This window comes from Burkholderia singularis (assembly GCF_001718875.1).
In the GTDB taxonomy this organism is placed as follows: domain Bacteria; phylum Pseudomonadota; class Gammaproteobacteria; order Burkholderiales; family Burkholderiaceae; genus Burkholderia; species Burkholderia singularis.
The window spans coordinates 3,106,008-3,122,536 of the sequence record NZ_CP013448.1; the positions used below are offsets into that span (position 1 = coordinate 3,106,008).

At 68.6% G+C, this 16,529-nt stretch carries 12 protein-coding genes; 6 read left to right on the top strand and 6 right to left on the bottom strand.

Features of this window, described 5'->3' with window-relative positions; genetic code table 11:
- Positions 1-44 precede the first annotated feature (44 nt).
- Positions 45-902 (top strand): GIY-YIG nuclease family protein, encoded by an 858-nt coding sequence (locus AQ611_RS25585; RefSeq protein ID WP_156789225.1) that lies wholly within the window; start codon positions 45-47, stop codon positions 900-902.
- Between the two features lie 55 nt (positions 903-957).
- Here AQ611_RS25585 and ppa read toward each other — a convergent pair whose 3' ends face one another.
- A complete protein-coding gene (gene ppa, locus AQ611_RS13755; protein WP_059520583.1) occupies positions 958-1,485 on the bottom strand; it encodes an inorganic diphosphatase in 528 nt (175 codons plus the stop codon).
- A gap of 220 nt (positions 1,486-1,705) precedes the next feature.
- On the opposite strand from ppa, the gene AQ611_RS13760 reads away from it, so the two are divergent.
- From AQ611_RS13760 to AQ611_RS13770, 3 genes are all read left to right on the top strand, one after another.
- Positions 1,706-3,145: an aldehyde dehydrogenase family protein gene (locus AQ611_RS13760; protein ID WP_069234835.1), complete on the top strand. Its 1,440-nt coding sequence runs from the start codon at positions 1,706-1,708 to the stop codon at positions 3,143-3,145.
- Positions 3,146-3,208: 63 nt separating this feature from the next.
- A complete protein-coding gene (locus tag AQ611_RS13765) occupies positions 3,209-3,967 on the top strand; it encodes an SDR family oxidoreductase (RefSeq protein WP_069234836.1) in 759 nt (252 codons plus the stop codon).
- Positions 3,968-4,133: 166 nt separating this feature from the next.
- Positions 4,134-5,441, top strand: a complete 1,308-nt coding sequence (locus tag AQ611_RS13770; protein ID WP_069234837.1) for an MFS transporter — start codon at positions 4,134-4,136, stop codon at positions 5,439-5,441.
- Positions 5,442-5,552: 111 nt separating this feature from the next.
- Here the strand turns inward: AQ611_RS13770 and AQ611_RS13775 are convergent, their stop codons facing one another.
- The 3 genes from AQ611_RS13775 to hemC are packed head-to-tail and all read right to left on the bottom strand — an operon-like array spanning position 5,553 to position 9,707.
- The gene (locus AQ611_RS13775) at positions 5,553-6,743 is read right to left on the bottom strand and encodes a heme biosynthesis protein HemY (RefSeq protein ID WP_059520375.1); all 1,191 of its coding nucleotides are present in this window, start codon (positions 6,741-6,743) and stop codon (positions 5,553-5,555) included.
- A 4-nt stretch (positions 6,744-6,747) separates the two neighbouring features.
- Positions 6,748-8,724, bottom strand: coding sequence for a fused uroporphyrinogen-III synthase HemD/membrane protein HemX (hemDX, locus tag AQ611_RS13780; protein ID WP_069234838.1), 1,977 nt, complete (start codon positions 8,722-8,724; stop codon positions 6,748-6,750).
- Complete coding sequence (gene hemC, locus AQ611_RS13785) at positions 8,721-9,707, bottom strand: hydroxymethylbilane synthase (RefSeq protein WP_069234839.1); 987 nt, start codon at positions 9,705-9,707, stop codon at positions 8,721-8,723. Before hemC ends, hemDX begins: the two co-directional genes overlap by 4 nt.
- A 429-nt stretch (positions 9,708-10,136) precedes the next feature.
- On the opposite strand from hemC, the gene ppc reads away from it, so the two are divergent.
- The gene (gene ppc / locus AQ611_RS13790; RefSeq protein WP_069234840.1) at positions 10,137-13,112 is read left to right on the top strand and encodes a phosphoenolpyruvate carboxylase; all 2,976 of its coding nucleotides are present in this window, start codon (positions 10,137-10,139) and stop codon (positions 13,110-13,112) included.
- Between the two features lie 271 nt (positions 13,113-13,383).
- Here ppc and AQ611_RS13795 read toward each other — a convergent pair whose 3' ends face one another.
- Positions 13,384-14,139, bottom strand: a complete 756-nt coding sequence (locus AQ611_RS13795) for a class I SAM-dependent methyltransferase (RefSeq protein ID WP_059520381.1) — start codon at positions 14,137-14,139, stop codon at positions 13,384-13,386.
- Positions 14,140-14,359: 220 nt separating this feature from the next.
- On the opposite strand from AQ611_RS13795, the gene AQ611_RS13800 reads away from it, so the two are divergent.
- Positions 14,360-15,166, top strand: a complete 807-nt coding sequence (locus tag AQ611_RS13800) for a helix-turn-helix transcriptional regulator (RefSeq protein ID WP_059520382.1) — start codon at positions 14,360-14,362, stop codon at positions 15,164-15,166.
- A gap of 201 nt (positions 15,167-15,367) precedes the next feature.
- Here the strand turns inward: AQ611_RS13800 and AQ611_RS13810 are convergent, their stop codons facing one another.
- On the bottom strand, positions 15,368-16,354 hold the full coding sequence (locus tag AQ611_RS13810) for a Csu type fimbrial protein (protein WP_069235309.1): 987 nt from the start codon (positions 16,352-16,354) through the stop codon (positions 15,368-15,370).
- Positions 16,355-16,529: the final 175 nt, after the last annotated feature.

The window sequence follows — 16,529 nt, forward strand, 5'->3', positions numbered from 1 at the left end:
CGCGTTTTCTGCGACACTGGCGGCTTCGCATCACGCCGCCTCTCATGTCCTGGTACCTATACCTGATCGAATGCGCCGACGGCAGTGTCTACACGGGCATCACGACCGATGTTGCCGCCCGCTTCGCCCAACACGCGCAAGGCAAGGGCGCGCGCTATACGCGCGCGCGCAAGCCGCGAGCCGTGCTCGCATCGTTCGAGCTTGCCGACCGGTCAAGCGCGTCGCGGGCCGAATATCGAGTCAAGCAACTGACGGCCACGCAGAAGCGGGCGCTGGCGAGCGGCGCGCTGCCGCTCATGTCGGTGCTGCCGGCCACAGCGGCCGGCGGACGCGATGTCGATGTCGGGCATGCCGCAAGCGGAACGGATGCGGCTGAAAACGGCACGACGGCGGCGGCGGCCGACGAAGCGGCCGACGGTGCTGCCGTGACCCGGAGTCCACGCTCAAGACGGGCGCGCGGCGCGTCGGAGCTATCGAAGCCGTCGAAGCCATCGAAGCCGTCGAAGCCGTCGAAGCCGTCGAAGCCGTCGAAGCCGTCGAAGCCGTCGAAGCCGTCGAAGCCGTCGAAGCCGTCGAAGCCGTCGAAGCCGTCGAAGCCGTCGAAGCCGTCGAAGCCGTCGAAGCCGTCGAAGCCGTCGAAGCCGTCGAAGCCGTCGAAGCCGTCGAAGCCGTCGAAGCCGTCGAAGCCGTCGAAGCCGTCGAAGCCGTCGAAGCCGTCGAAGCCGTCGAAGCCGTCGAAGCCGTCGAAGCCGTCGAAGCCGTCGAAGCCGTCGAAGCGTTCACCCGCCTCCAACGGAGCAAAGCCCATCCCAGCCGCCGCCGCAAGCGAAACCGGAGACGAAAACGCACGCGCAGCCGCCCCGCGCCGCGTGCGCGCCAAACAAAACCGCGCGGCCTCATGACGAGGCACGCGCGGTTCCGGTACAGCGAGCGGCACATCGAGCGCCGCGACGGCGCTTACTTCTTGAAGTTCGCGACGCCTTCGGAAATTTCCTTGTGCGCGGCTTCGATGCCGTCCCAGCCGTCGACCTTCACCCACTTGCCCTTCTCGAGCGCCTTGTACTGTTCGAAGAAGTGCTTGATCTGGTCCTTCAGATAGCCGGGCACGTCGTCGAGCGACTGGATGCCGGCCGTCATCGGGCTGATCTTGTCGTGCGGCACGGCGATGAGCTTCGCGTCGACGCCCGACTCGTCGGTCATCTTCAGCATGCCCAGCGCGCGCGCGCGCACGACCGAGCCTGCGAGCAGCGGGAACGGCGTGATGACGAGCACGTCGACCGGATCGCCATCGCCCGACAGCGTTTGCGGAATGAAGCCGTAGTTGACCGGATAGCGCATGCCGGTGCCGATGAAGCGGTCGACCACGAGGAGGCCTAGCTCCTTGTCCGCCTCGTATTTGACCGGCTCGCTTTGCGCCGGGATTTCGATGATCACGTTGAAGTCGTGCGGCAGGTCCTTGCCCGCCGGGACATTGCTAAAGCTCATGAGCGTTCTCTTGCAGTGCGGATGGGAATCGGGACGGAAGGCGGCCCGCCGCCTGTCCGATGGAACGAGCATTATAGCCAATCGCCCGATGGCGCTCGCATCGCGATCGGCGCGATAATCCGGCAACGATGCAGCGCGGCGCGTGCCGGCCCGGCGTCGATGGCGCATCGAGAGATCGCAGGCAATGCGCGCAACGAGCGGCCAAAGGCCGGGAGCGAACATGGAAGAAGCGAAGCACTTCATCGCGGGCGTTTGGGCAGCGCCCGCCGGCGGGGAAACGATCGCCGTCATCGATCCGTCCGATGGCGAGCCATTCGCGCGGATCGCGCGCGGCACCGCAGCCGACGTCGACGCGGCGGTGCACGCGGCACGCGCGGCATTCGACGGCCCGTGGGGGGCGGCAAGCGCGGCCGAACGGGGACGCATGCTATATCGGCTATCGATGCTCGTGGCCGCATGCCGCGACGAACTCGCGCTGATCGAATCGCGCGACACCGGCAAGCCGCTGTCGCAGGCCCGCGCGGACGCCGACGCGCTCGCCCGCTATTTCGAGTTCTACGCAGGCGCGGCGGACAAGCTGCACGGCAGCACGCTGCCGTACCGCGCGGGCTACACGGTGCTGACGCTGCGCGAGCCGCACGGCGTGACCGGCCACATCGTGCCGTGGAACTATCCGATGCAGATCCTCGGGCGCAGCGTAGGCGCGGCGCTCGCGGCCGGTAATGCGTGCGTCGTGAAACCATCCGAGGACGCGTGCCTGTCGATTCTCCGGGTGGCGACGCTCGCGGCCGAAGCCGGGCTGCCCGCAGGCGCGCTCAATGTCGTGACAGGTTACGGCTTCGAAGCAGGCGCAGCGCTCGCGCGTCATCCGGGTATCGATCATCTGTCGTTCACGGGCTCGCCGGACACCGGCCGCGCCGTCGCGCAAATGGCGGCCGAGCACCACGCGCCGGTCACGCTGGAGCTGGGCGGTAAATCGCCGCAAATCGTATTCGCCGATGCCGATCTCGACGCGGCGCTGCCCGTGCTCGTGTCCGCGATCATCCAGAACAGCGGGCAAACCTGCTCGGCCGGCAGCCGCGTGCTGATCGAGCGGGCGATCTACGAGCCGCTCGTCGAGCGCCTGGCAGCCGCGTTCGGCGCGCTGAAGGTCGGCCCGGCCGGCGCCGATCTCGATTGCGGCCCGCTCATCAGCGCGAAGCAGCAACAACGCGTGTGGGATTTCCTATCCGATGCGCAGCACGACGGCGTCGCGATGGCCGCACATGGCGAAGTTGCGCCGGATGCGCCCGAAACGGGTTTCTATCAGGCGCCCGTGCTGCTGCGCGACGTCCCGCATACGCACCGTCTCGCGCAGGAGGAAGTGTTCGGGCCCGTGCTCGCCGCGATGCGGTTTGCAGACGAGGACGAGGCGCTCGCGCTGGCGAACGGCACGCGCTACGGGCTTGTCGCGGGCATCTGGACGCGCGACGGCGCGCGCCAGTTGCGCCTCGCGCGCAAGCTGCGCGCGGGGCAGGTTTTCGTCAACGATTACGGCGCGGGCGGCGGCGCGGAGTTGCCGTTCGGCGGCGTGGGCCGCTCCGGTCACGGCCGCGAGAAAGGCTTCGAGGCGCTGTACGGCTTCACCGTGCTCAAGACCATCGCGCTCAAACACGGCTGACGGGCGGGCGCAACACGTTTCGCCCTGTACGCGGATCATGACATCCCACTCAGGAGACTACCGATGCGGCTGAGCGGCAAGACCGCCATCGTCACGGGCGCAGGCTCGGGATTCGGCGCAGGTATCGCGGCTACGTTCACGCGCGAAGGCGCGAACGTCGTCGTCAACGATCTGAATGGCGTGGCCGCCGAGCGCGTCGCGAGCCAGATCGCGCTTGCCGGCGGGCGCGCGATCGCCGTCGCGGCCGACGTGTCGCGCGGCGACGACTGGCGCACGCTGGCACACGCCGCGTTCGACACGTTCGACAGCGTGCAGATCGTCGTCAACAATGCGGGCACCACCCACCGCAACCAGCCGGTGCTCGACGTGACCGAGGCCGAATACGACCGGGTGTATGCCGTCAATATGAAAAGCCTGTTCTTCTGCGTGCAAACTTTCGTGCCGCACTTTCGCCGCATGGGCGGCGGCGCGTTCGTCAACATCGCGTCGACGGCAGGCGTGCGGCCGCGCCCCGGCCTCGTCTGGTACAACAGCACGAAAGGCGCGATGATCACCGCGAGCAAGGCGCTTGCCGCCGAGCTGGGCGGCGACCGGATCCGCGTGAACTGCGTGAACCCGGTGCTCGGCGACACCGGGCTCACGGCCGAATTCATGGGAGCGGCCAATACGCCGGAAAACCGCGCACGCTTCATTGCGACGATCCCGCTCGGGCGGCTATCGACGCCGCAGGACGTCGCGAATGCCGCGCTTTACCTGGCATCCGACGAAGCGGCGTTCGTCACGGGCGCGTGCATCGAAGTCGACGGCGGCCGCTGCGTTTGAGCCGCGCGAGTGCAGCGGCACCACGCGGACCTCTGCGTGGCACGCTGCAAGCGCAGCAGCCCACGGCACGCGGCGCGTGCGCAACGCAAGCCGCGGCAAACACGTTTGCGCACTGCACGCTGAAGACCGAAGCACCGTCACCAGATAAAACACCAGAGGAGACATCATGGCCAGTCCAATGCCGGCGATCACGCCGAACACGCCGTCCGCGTTCGAAGCGGCCACCTACCGCAAGGTCTCGTGGCGGCTCGCGCCGATGTTGCTGCTCTGCTACGTGGTCGCGTATCTCGACCGCGTCAACGTCGGGTTCGCGAAACTGCAAATGGCGGCCGACCTGCATCTGTCAGACGCCGTCTACGGGCTCGGCGCCGGAATTTTCTTCATCGGCTATTTTCTGTTCGAAGTCCCGAGCAACATGATCCTGCACCGGGTCGGCGCACGGCTCTGGATCGCACGGATCATGATCACGTGGGGCATCCTCTCGGCGCTCACGATGTTCGTGACCACGCCGAGCGCGTTCTACGCGATGCGTTTTCTGCTGGGCGCGGCCGAGGCGGGTTTCTTCCCCGGCGTAATCCTCTATCTGACCTATTGGTATCCCGCGCATCGACGGGGCCGGATGACGACGCTGTTCATGACGGCCGTCGCGCTGTCGGGCATTGTCGGCGGGCCGATCTCCGGCTACATCCTGAAAGCGTTCGACGGCGCGAACGGCTGGCATGGCTGGCAATGGCTGTTCCTGCTCGAAGGCATCCCGTCGATCGCCGTCGGCATGCTGCTGCTCGTCGTGCTCGACGACCGCATCGACGACGCGAGCTGGCTCGACGACGACGAAAAAGCGCTGCTTGCGCGCAACGTCGCGCTCGAAGCCGCGCGCAAGGACGACCCGCCGCTTGCCGCCGTGTTCGCCAGCCCGCGCGTATGGCTGATGGGCGCGATCTATTTCTCGTTCGTGACGGGGCTGTACGGCGTCGGCTTCTGGTTGCCTACGCTGATCAAGTCGACGGGCGTGACCGACGCGTTCACGATCGGGCTTCTATCGGCGATTCCCTACGCAGCGGCCGTCGTCGCGATGCTGGCGATCGCATCGAGCGCCGACCGCCGTCGCGAACGGCGCTGGCACATCGCGCTGCCGGCCGCCGCAGGCGCGATCGGGCTCGCGCTGTCGGTCGTCTGGGCGCACGATACGCCGCTCGCCATGCTCGGCCTCACGCTTGCGACGATCGGCATCCTGAGCGCGCTGCCGCTCTTCTGGAGCCTGCCGACCGCGTTCCTCGGCGGCGGCGCGGCGGCAGCGGGCATTGCGATAATCAATTCGATCGGCAACCTCGCCGGCTTCCTGAGCCCTTATGCGATCGGCTGGCTCAAGCAGGCAACCGGAACGAACGATGCGGGGATGATCATGCTCGCCGCGTTCATGGTGCTGGGCGGCCTGCTGGTGCTATCGGTGCCGAAGGCGCTCGTCGATCGCTGAACCGGCGGCCGCTCAATGTAAAACGGCGGCCGCAAGGGCCGCCGTTTGCCGCGCCTGAGTAGCAAGCGCATCGAATAAACACGCGCATCGAGCGCCGCGCATCGCGGCGATTCACACCACCGTGATCGCGAGCGCGCTTTCCCGATAGTGCTGCGCGGCCTTGTCGGTTTCACCCAACTGTTCGAACAGGCGCGCGAGCGCGCGGTGCGCGCGAATCTTCAGCGATTCCTCGTCGGCGAGCTTGAGCGCCGCCTCGAGGAACGACTGCGCCTTGCCCCACAGCTGCTGGCGCTGGCACAGGCGGCCGAGTGCAAACAGCAAATCCGCGTCCTCCAGCCGATCCTTGCGCCACGCTTCGGCTTTCTGAATCAGCGGCAGCGCGTCAGCATCCGCGGTATCGGGATAGCGACGCAACAGACGCGCGTTCCAATTGTGCGCAAGCGCCTCTTCGACGATCCGCCGCGCCTCCTGCCTGCGCTCGAGCGCGATCAGCAGCTCCGCGGCGAGATCGGCAAGCCGCGGCGACTGCCGCTCGGCCGCCGACAACGACTGCCACACCTCGAGCAACGCATCGGCATCGTGCCGGCGCTCGCGCAACAGATGCTCGGCCGCCTGCTGACGCAGGCGCACGGCCGCGGCCGGATGCAGCGCTTCACGCTTTTCGAGCGCCTTCGCCAGCTTGAGCACCTCGGGCCAGTTCTTCAACTGCTGCTGCGCGCGCAGCGCGATCTGCTGCGCATGAATCCGCTTGCCGCCCGACGCCTGCATTTCGGCAAGCGCGGCGAGCGCGCCTTGCGCGTCGCGGCCGTCCGCGCGCATATCGGCGGTGGCGAGGAGCCGCGCATCCTGCCAGTCCTGCCCGTCGATCTTCGCGAGCCATTCGTCGCGCCGCGCGTACTCGTGCATCCGGTGCGCGGCCGAGGCGGCGATGAGGCTCGCCGCGCTCTGGTTCGCATCCACAGCGAGCGCATCGCGCGCGGCCTTCTCGGCACGCGAGAAGCGGCCCGCGTACAGATTCGCGAGCGCGTCGCGCAGCGACGCCTGCGCCCGCTCCGCGCGCATTTTCGCGCGATACGCGGCAACACGCCGCGGCATGCGCCAGATATTGCGCACGATTCGCGTCAACGCATACAGCGCGATGAAGACGACGATGATCGCCAGCACGAAGAAGTTCAACGACAGGTCGATCCGGTAAGGCGGATAGACGATCAGCACCTGCCCGGTGTCGAAGCGGCCGAGCGTCGCGAGCGCCGCTGCGATCGCGAACAGCACGGCAAGCCAGATGATTCCACGCAGCGTCATGTCGTCAACCCCGGCTCTTGAACTGTTGAACCGCGTTCAGGCTCGCGTTCAGGTTCGGCGTCGCGACCGCCAGCGACGCGGCATCCACCTGCTTGACGAGATCCTGAACGGTCTGGGTGTCCTTCGAGCTGCCGTCGAAGTAGCGGGAAAGCGCCGCCTGTGCCGCATGCAGATCGGATTTCATCGCGCTGTCGTTGCGCGCGAGCAGCGAAAGCCGCGCGCTCAACAGCCGCAGCTTCACGTTCTCGCGCACGAAGTAGCCCTGCTCCGGCGACGCCAGCATCGCGTCCGCATGATCGATACGGCGCACCTCGATGAGCGATTTCACCTGTTCGCCGATACCCGCCGAAAAACCGCGCCACCACGCCTTCCAGCGCGGCTCGCCGGCGGCCTCGGCCGTGCGCAGCGCACTGAGCGCGGCTTCGGGGCGGGTGGATTCGTGCGGCGCGAGCACCTCGCCCGACAGCGGCAACCCGTCGATTTTCGCGATCGCATCGTCGAGCTTGATCACGAGCCCCGTCAGATCGACGGACGGCGCGGCCTTCAATCGTTCGATATCCTGCGCAACCGCCTTGCGCACCACGACCGCCTGCGCGCTCTGCGACGACGCAAGCCGCGAATCGGCGTTCTGCAGCGCGATCAGCGCGAGCTGCGTATTGCCCGTCAGCAGAAGCTGCTGGCTCGCGCTCGACAGCATCTGGCCGACTTCCTCGATCATCCATGCGTCGCGGTTGCGCGACAGATCCTGATATTGCTCTTGCAGCGCCTGCTGCGCGGCCCGCGCGTCGGCGAGCTTGCCGTCGAGCTGGGAAAGCTGCGCGCCGGTGTCGTGCACGCTCGCGAGCGCCTGGTCGGCCTTCGCGCGTAGCTCGGCCGTCTGCGCATCGAGCGTCTTTTGCCGCTCGGCCGCGTGCTGGTCGACGCGGTCGACCTTACGGTTCAGCGCATAGCCTCCCGCGCCCGCCGCCGCCGCGATCGCGATCGTCACGAGCCACAGCGCCGCGGTCGAGCCGCCGCGCCGCGCCTTCGTTTCAAACGGCGTAAATGGCTGATTCGGCGGCGTGGCCGCCGTGGCCGGCCTGGAGGAAGTGTCTTTGGTATCGTTGGTGTCTGTCATGCGTGAAGGCATCGGTGCGGCGGTCGCCGGTTGATCGGCCTCTTCGGCCAACGTACGAAACGCGTGGACGATGCGCTCATCGCCCGCGCCGGACAGCGTAATCCTATCAAAACCGAGCGCCCTCGCGGTCTCGGCGATCCGCGGATGCGGCGCAACGAACCGAGCGCGCGTCAGCGCGTCGATTTCCGCTTCGGTCAAATGCGCGTGCGCGAGTTCCTGCAGATTGCGCACGCCCTCCGAACTCGTCACGAGCCACGCGTGCGGCTCGCCCGACAACAGCCCATGCACGCGCTCCCACGCGCGGATCGACGGCTCGGGCATGATGCGCCGGTACGCGGCGACCAGCTCGACTTCGGCGCCCGCTTCGCGCAACCGCTCGGCGAGCCACTCGCGGCCGCCGTCGCCGCGCACGATCAGCACGCGCTTGCCGGCAAGCGCGAGCGCGCCGCCGAACGCGCGTTCGATCTCCACGAACAGGCTTTCCGAATCGTAGCGCGGCGTGCCGCCATTGCCGGACTCGCGCGGCGCGATCACCCGGTGCGTACCCGCGACGATCCCGTGCCGCGCGAGCGCGGCGACACTGCCCGGCCCGACGACGCCGATCGGCAGCGGATGCGGCCAGATCGCGTCGAGCCGCGCGAGCGCATGGTCGATCGCGTTCGGCGACACGAACACGACGAGGGCGTATGCATCGAGCCGCGCGAGCGCGCCGGCAAGCGGCGCGTCGTCGGCGAGCGGCGCGATGTCGATCAGCGGGAAGTCGAGCACGTCGATGCCCGCCGCCGCGAGCTGAGCGGCGAGTCCCGACGACTGACCGTCGGGCCGCGTGAGCACTGCGGTGAACCCGCGCGGCGCGCGCGTCATTGCGCGCCGCCCTTTTGCGCGCTCGCCGCGACGAGCGCGTCGACGATTTCGCGTGCGCCCTGCTGCTCGAGCGCGTCGGAGACCGTGCGCCCGAGCGCGAGCGCGTCGGCGGGCGTCGCGGCATGCGCGCTCGCGCTCGCGCGCAGCACGTGGCGGCCGTCCGTCGTCGAGACGCTGCCCGTCAGATGCAGCGCGTCGCCGTACCATACCGCATGCGCGGCGAGCGGCACTTCGCAACTGCCGCCGAGCGAGCGCGACACCATCCGCTCGGCCTCGACCGCGAGCGCGGTGCGCGCATCGTGCAGCGGGGCGAGCCAGCGGGCGACGTCCGCCCGGTGCGCGGCGATCTCGATGCCGAGCGCGCCCTGCCCGGCGGCGGGCAGGCTGTCGCCGACGTCGAGGTGCGCGCGGATGCGCGCTTGAAGGCCAAGGCGCTTCAATCCTGCGGCGGCGAGAATGATCGCCGCGTAATCGCCGCGATCGAGCTTGGCAAGGCGCGTATCGAGATTGCCGCGCAGCGGCCGCACGTCGAGCTGCGCATAGCGTGCGCGCAGCATCGCCTCGCGGCGCAGGCTCGACGTGCCGACGATCGCGCCGGCCGGCAATTCGGCGAGCGACGCATACGCATTCGAGACGAACGCGTCGCGCGGATCTTCGCGATGCAGCACGGCCGCGAGCGCGAAGCCGTCGGGCAGCACCATCGGCACGTCTTTCAGCGAATGCACGGCGAGATCGGCGCGGCCGTCGGCGAGCGCGTGCTCGAGCTCTTTGACGAACAGCCCCTTGCCGCCTACTTTCGACAGCGCGCGATCGAGAATTTGATCGCCTCGTGTCGTCATCCCGAGGATATTTACGTCACAAGCTGGATATAATTTGCGCAGCGCATCACGCACGTGCTCGGCTTGCCACATGGCGAGGCGGCTCTCGCGCGAAGCGATCGTCAGCGTCGCGGGAAGCTCGGCCGAAAAAGTCTCGGAATTCATCTGACTGGCATATCACCGGTGGGACCAGGAGCAGGCAATGGTAGCACGCGGGCCTGGCCGGCCCGCTTGGCCAAGCGGGCGCGGTTTGGCCGGTCTGCTGGGCCGGTCTGCTGGGCCGGTCTGCTGGGCCGGTCTGCTCGGTCGCCCCGGCGGCTCGCCACCGCCGCGAGGATCGGCGTGCCAGCCGATGCGCGAGCGCGGCCGCCACACGACCGCGCTCGCCCCTCGCTCGGCCTGGCCTGGTGGAGCGCCGATCCGCTGCGCGGACGCGCACCGCCAGGCCAGGCGCGCCGCCCGCCGGAGCGCGTGTCCGCGCTGCGCGTCCGCACGGCTCGGCCGGATCGCGCATGACGAGACGAGCCGCGCGCCGATCGCGCTGTTGCAGGACCGTTGTTCCCGTTCACTCGTGCTTTCCCAAGGAAATCGATCGTGAAGTCTTCCGGATCGGCGCGCTCGACGCGCCGCAACGCAGTCTCGCCCTCCCCCGCGCCGGCATCCGCCGCCGCACGCGCCCGCAGCCAGACGCCCCCGCGCGAGCCGAAAGGCGCGGCGCGCGCGAACGGCCATGCAAACGCCGCCGCCAAACCGAACGGCCGCACGCGCGAAGACAAGGACCGCCCGCTCTTCGAGGACATCCGCTATCTCGGCCGCCTGCTCGGCGACGTGGTTCGGGAGCAGGAAGGCGACGCCGTGTTCGAAGTAGTCGAGACGATCCGCCAGACAGCCGTCAAATTCCGCCGCGAAGACGACAACGCGGCGGCGCAAACGCTCGAGAAGATGCTGAGGAAGCTCACGCCCGAGCAAACCGTGAGCGTGGTGCGCGCGTTCAGCTATTTCTCGCATCTCGCGAACATCGCCGAGGACCGCCATCACAATCGCCGCCGCCGCATCCACGCGCTCGCGGGCTCCGCGCCGCAGGCGGGCACCGTCGCGTATGCGCTTGCCAAACTGAAGGAGGCGGGCGGCGCATCGTCGAAAGCCATCAGGCAATTCTTCGACGACGCGCTGATCGTGCCCGTGCTGACCGCGCACCCGACCGAAGTGCAGCGAAAGAGCATCCTCGACGCGCAGCACGACATCGCGCGCCTGCTGGCCGAGCGCGATCAGCCGCTCACCGCGCGCGAGCGCGCGCACAACGAAGCGCTGCTGCGCGCGCGCGTGACGACGCTCTGGCAGACCCGGATGCTGCGCGATGCGCGGCTGACGGTCGCCGACGAAATCGAGAACGCGCTGTCGTACTACCGCGCGACGTTCCTCGACGAGCTGCCCGCGCTCTACGCCGACATCGAGGAGGCGCTCGCCGAGCACGGCCTGCCCGCGCGCGTGCCGGCGTTTTTCCAGATGGGAAGCTGGATCGGCGGCGATCGCGACGGCAACCCGAACGTCACCGCCGCGACGCTCGACGAAGCGATCAACCGCCAGGCCGCGGTGATCTTCGAGCATTACCTCGAGCAGGTGCACAAGCTGGGCGCGGAGTTGTCGGTATCGAACCTGCTCGTCGGCGCAAGCGACGCGCTGAAGGCGCTCGCGGCCGCATCGCCCGACCAGTCGCCGCACCGCGTCGACGAGCCGTACCGCCGCGCGCTGATCGGCGTCTACACGCGCGTGGCGGCAAGCGCGCGCGTGCGGCTCGGCGAAGGCGCGGTGCCGGTGCGCAGCGCGGGCCGGGGCGCCGCGCCCGTGCGCGCGACGCCTTATGCGGACGCCGAAGCGTTCGCCGCCGATCTGCGCGTGCTGATGGATTCGCTCGCCGAGCATCACGGCGAATCGCTCGCGGCGCCGCGCCTCGCGCCCCTCGTGCGCGCGGCCGAGGCATTCGGCTTTCACCTCGCGAGCATCGACCTGCGGCAAAGCTCCGACATCCACGAAGCGGTGATCGCCGAGCTGTTCGCGCGCGCGGGCATCGAGCCCGATTACGCGGCGCTCGCCGAGCGCGACAAACTGCGCGTGCTGCTCGCCGCGCTCGCCGATCCGCGGCCGCTGCGCTCGCCGTATCTCGACTATTCGGATCTCGCGAAAAGCGAACTCGGCGTGCTCGAGCGCGCGCGCGCGATCCGCGCGCAGTTCGGCCCGCGCGCGGTGCGCAACTACATCATTTCGCACACCGAGACGGTGAGCGATCTCGTCGAAGTCCTGCTGCTGCAGAAGGAAACCGGTCTGTTCGACGGCACGCTCGGCACGCCGGGCAGCCACGCGCGCAATGACCTGATGGTCATTCCGCTCTTCGAGACGATTGCCGACTTGCGCAACGCGCCCGACATCATGCGCGAATTCTTCGCGCTGCCGGGCGTCGGCGATCTGCTCGCGCATCAGGACGACGAGCAGGAAGTGATGCTCGGCTATTCCGACAGCAACAAGGACGGCGGCTTCCTCACGTCGAACTGGGAGCTTTACCGCGCCGAACTCGCGCTCGTCGAACTGTTCCGCGAGCGCGGGATCAGGCTGCGGCTGTTCCACGGCCGCGGCGGCACGGTCGGCCGCGGCGGCGGCCCGACCTATCAGGCGATCCTGTCGCAGCCGCCCGGCACGGTCAACGGCCAGATCCGGCTCACCGAGCAGGGCGAAGTGATCGCGAGCAAGTTCGCGAACCCGGAGATCGGCCGGCGCAATCTCGAAACGGTGGTCGCCGCGACGCTCGAGGCGACGCTGCTGCCGCACACCAATGCGCCCAAGCAGCTTGCGGCATTCGAGGCGGTGATGCAGACGCTGTCCGACGCCGCGATGGCCGCGTATCGCGCGCTCGTCTACGAAACGCCCGGCTTCACCGACTATTTCTTCTCGTCGACGCCGATCACCGAGATCGCCGAACTCAACATCGGCAGCCGGCCCGCATCGCGCAAGCTGCAAGACCCGAAGAACCGCAAGATCGAGGATCTGCGCGCGATTCCGTGGGGCTTCTCGTGGGGCCAGTGCCGGCTGCTGCTGACGGGCTGGTACGGCTTCGGCAGCGCGGTCGCCGCGTACCTCGACGGTGCGACGGACGCCACCGAGCGCGCCCGGCGCGTCGCGCAGCTCAAGAAGATGAACAAGACCTGGCCGTTCTTCGCGCATCTGCTGTCGAACATGGACATGGTGCTCGCGAAAACCGATCTCGCGGTCGCGTCGCGCTACGCGCAGCTCGTCGCCGACAAGAAGCTGCGCAAGCACGTGTTCGAGCGGATCGTCGCCGAGTGGCATCGCACGTCGGACGCGCTTGCCGAGATCACAGGCCACGGCGAGCGGCTTGCGGCGAACCCGCTTCTCGCGCGGTCGATCAAAAACCGCTTCCCGTATCTCGATCCGCTCAACCACCTGCAAGTCGAGTTGATCAAGCGGCACCGCGCGGGCGATACGAACGCGCGGCTGCGGCGCGGGATTCATCTGACGATCAACGGAATCGCGGCCGGGCTGCGCAATACCGGTTGATCCGGCACGGCGCGGTGCGCGCGGTCAAACCGCGTGCCGCAGCGGCGCGTGGCGGGCGGCGGGCGGCGGGCGGCGGCAAGCAGCCGGCGGCCGCTTGCCGTGGCCGCCGTTTCAATCGCGCATCACCGGCCGGCTCTGCGCCCGGCCGGGCCGGAAATCGGCCGCGAGACAAAAAGGCCGCTGCGGCATTTACCGCAGCGGCCTTTTGCCTTGACCGAACGACAGTTGCTCTGCCGTCCCGCGCACGGCGCCGCGCCGACGGCCGCGGCCGTCAATGCGCGCCGATCATCAGCGCATCGAGCTTGAATGAGCCGTCCGGCTGCACGTCGTAGTACGCGCGCACTTCGTCGGGCGCGCCGGCCCACAGCGCGCGAATCGCATCCGCACGCACCTGCGGCGTGCGCATGCGCGCAATCCAGCTCGCGAATTCGATCGGCAGGCGCCAACGCTCGCGCACCTCGGCCGCCAAGCCCGCTTCGTCGAACATGCGCAGCCATTCATCGGCGCGGTAATTGCGCACGTGCGACGCGTCGCGCAGCACTTCGGCCGCCTGCAAGTGCGTGTCGATGAGCGGATCGTCGGCGCCCGCGACGTCGATGAACAGCACCCGGCCACCCGGCTTCAGCACGCGGCGCACTTGCGCGAGCGCGCGCCGCACGTCGCGCCAGTGATGCGCGCTCATCCGGCTCACGACCCAGTCGAACGACGCGTCGGCGAACGGCAAACGCTCCGCCGCACCCTGCTCGACGCGCACGCTGAACAAGCCGCGCTCGCGCGCGGCCGCCTCGACCGTGGCGAGCATCTGCGGCGCGAGATCGTATGCGATCACCTGCGCGGCGCCGCCGCGCGCCGCCGCGAAGCTCGCGTGCCCCGCGCCGCACCCGAGGTCCAGCACGTGTGCATTGGGCGTCGCGCCGATCTCGGCGGCGAGGGTATCGAGATCGGCGCCCGTCGCATGGACAGTGCTCGTCAAATAGGCGGCGGCCGTCGCGCCAAACGCGTCGGCGACCTTGTCGTGCTGTTTCATCGGCTGGGCTCCTTGTCGTGAAGCAGATGGCGCATCCAAGTCAGGAATTCGTGAAAAAACCGCCGCCGCAACGGCGATCGCACAGCGGCAGCAGCTGCCGCGAACCGCTACAATAGAGCCCGATTTGTACCGGTACAAGTCAATCAATTATCCTGGTATCGGGTCCACCAGCCAGCCCGCTGATTCGAACCCGCGCTTTACCCGCCACACCCGACGCAACATGAGCCATCCCGCCTCCCCGCCTCTGCTCGACACCACGCCGGCCCGCGCGCTCGGCGATTTCATCCGCGCCCACCGCGAGCGGCTGTCGCCGCAAGCCGCGGGCCTTCCGCCCGGCCCGCGGCGCAGAACGCCGGGGCTGCGTCGCGAGGAGGTCGCGCAACTCTGCGGCGTGAGCGCCACTTGGTACACGTGGATCGAGCAAGGGCGCGAGGTGTCGGCGTCCGCCGATGCGCTCGCGCGCATCGCGGTCGCGCTGCAACTGTCGCGCGCCGAGCGCGCGTATCTGTTCGAGCTGGCCGCGCAGCGCGACCCGGCCGAACCCGAACTCGCGGCCAGCGACGTGCCCGCGACGCTCGTGGCCACCGTGAAGCTGCTCGCGACGCCTGCCTACGTGCTCGATCGCCAGTGGAACGCGCTCACGTGGAACGACGCCGCGAGCGCACTGTTCGCCGGCTGGCTCGACGGCGAACGCGACGAGCGCAACCTGCTGCGCTTCACGTTCACGTCGCCTGCGGCGCGCGCGCTGATCGTCGACTGGCAGGCGCGCTCGCGCCGGCTCGTCGCCGAGTTCCGCGCCGACACGATCCGCCACCTGAACGACGCGCCCACCCGCGCGCTGATCGACTCGCTCGTCGCCGCAAGCGACGCGTTCGCGCATTACTGGGCGTCGCAAGACGTCGGCGAACGCGAAGGCGGCGAGCGCGCGTTCGATCATCCACGCGACGGCCGCGTCGTCTATCAGCAGATGACGCTCAAGCCCGTGCAGCGCGACGATCTGAAGCTCGTGGTGCTGGTGCGCGGGTAACGCGACGCGCAACGCACGCATGGCACGCGCGGCCGGCACGGGCCGGCGCGCCGCCGCCCGCGAGCCGGGCAAGCGCGCGCCAATCGTTTGCCGGCCCCGTGACGCTTCGCCCCGCGCAACGCGCCGCCGCGATCCGCGATCCGCGTCACGCACAACGCCGCGGCGCCCCAAGCATGCGCCGGCGGGCCACGGCCCTGCGGCTCAGAACGCGATCGTCGCGGTGATCGTATCGCTGTAGCTGCCTGGCGCGGGCGTTGTCTGCGCGGGCACCTGCCCATAGATGGTCAACGTCTGCGCAACGCCGCTGCCTGTTCCGGTGGCCATCGACGTGCCGGCCGTGCCGTCGCCCCACGCCGCCGCATGGCCGGCATCCAGATAAAGCTGATAGCCGATCTGCGCGCCTCCCCCCGTGCGCTGCATCGCCCGCACCGCCACGTTGCCGCTCGCGCCGCCGTTCAGTGCGATCCGGAACGCATCGCCGTTCGTGCATTGCACCGTGAGCGTGCCCGTGGCAGTCAACGCGCCGCTGATCACGCCAGCCGTGCCGAACGCAACATTGGTCGCATTGATGAAGCAATCATTGACGACCGTGGCCGTCGCCGTGAACGCAAACGTGCCGGCCGATGTCTGCGATGCGCACGGCGTCGGCGCAAGCGTATAGAAGCTGTAGCTGAGCGACGTCTGATTGCCGGCGAAGCTCTGCGCATACACGGTGTTCGCATTGCCTACCGTCGGCACGGTGGGTTGGTTCGCGGCGATCTGGCCATAGACCGTGACGGTCGCGTTCGCCGTCGTGCCGAGCAACGGCTTCACCAGCGTCGCGGAAATCGGCGTCGTGCCGGCGGAGACCGCGCCCCAACTCTGCGTATGGCCGGCATCCTGATACAAGTCGTACAGCATCTGGTTCGTGCCGTTCGTCAAATAGCGCGGCGGCGTACCGCCGAGATTCAGGCAGACGAGCACGTTCGGCGTCAGCGTGACGGCCGACCACGTGCAGGTGATGGTCATCGTCGCGCTCGTCGGCACTGCCGTCAGCGCAATCGGATTCACCGAGCCGAAGTCCGGCGCGGGCGCGCTCACCGAACACGTCTCGGCGCGCGCGGCGGCCCAGGGCCCGGCAAGCAGCAGCGCCGCGCATATCGCGAGCACGCATCGCCCGATGCGCCGCCATTTGATTTCGAATGTCATATCGGTTTTGAAATCCTGATTGATTTCGCACACGTGCTTGCTCGCGCGCCGGCGCAGGTCAATCCAATGACTTATTGAAATGCATCATGCTGCTTTTTATTCGATGCGCCCAATAAACGCAACTCGACGACCTGCGGCCGCGATTCGGCCTAAACCAATCCGGCCTCGACGTATC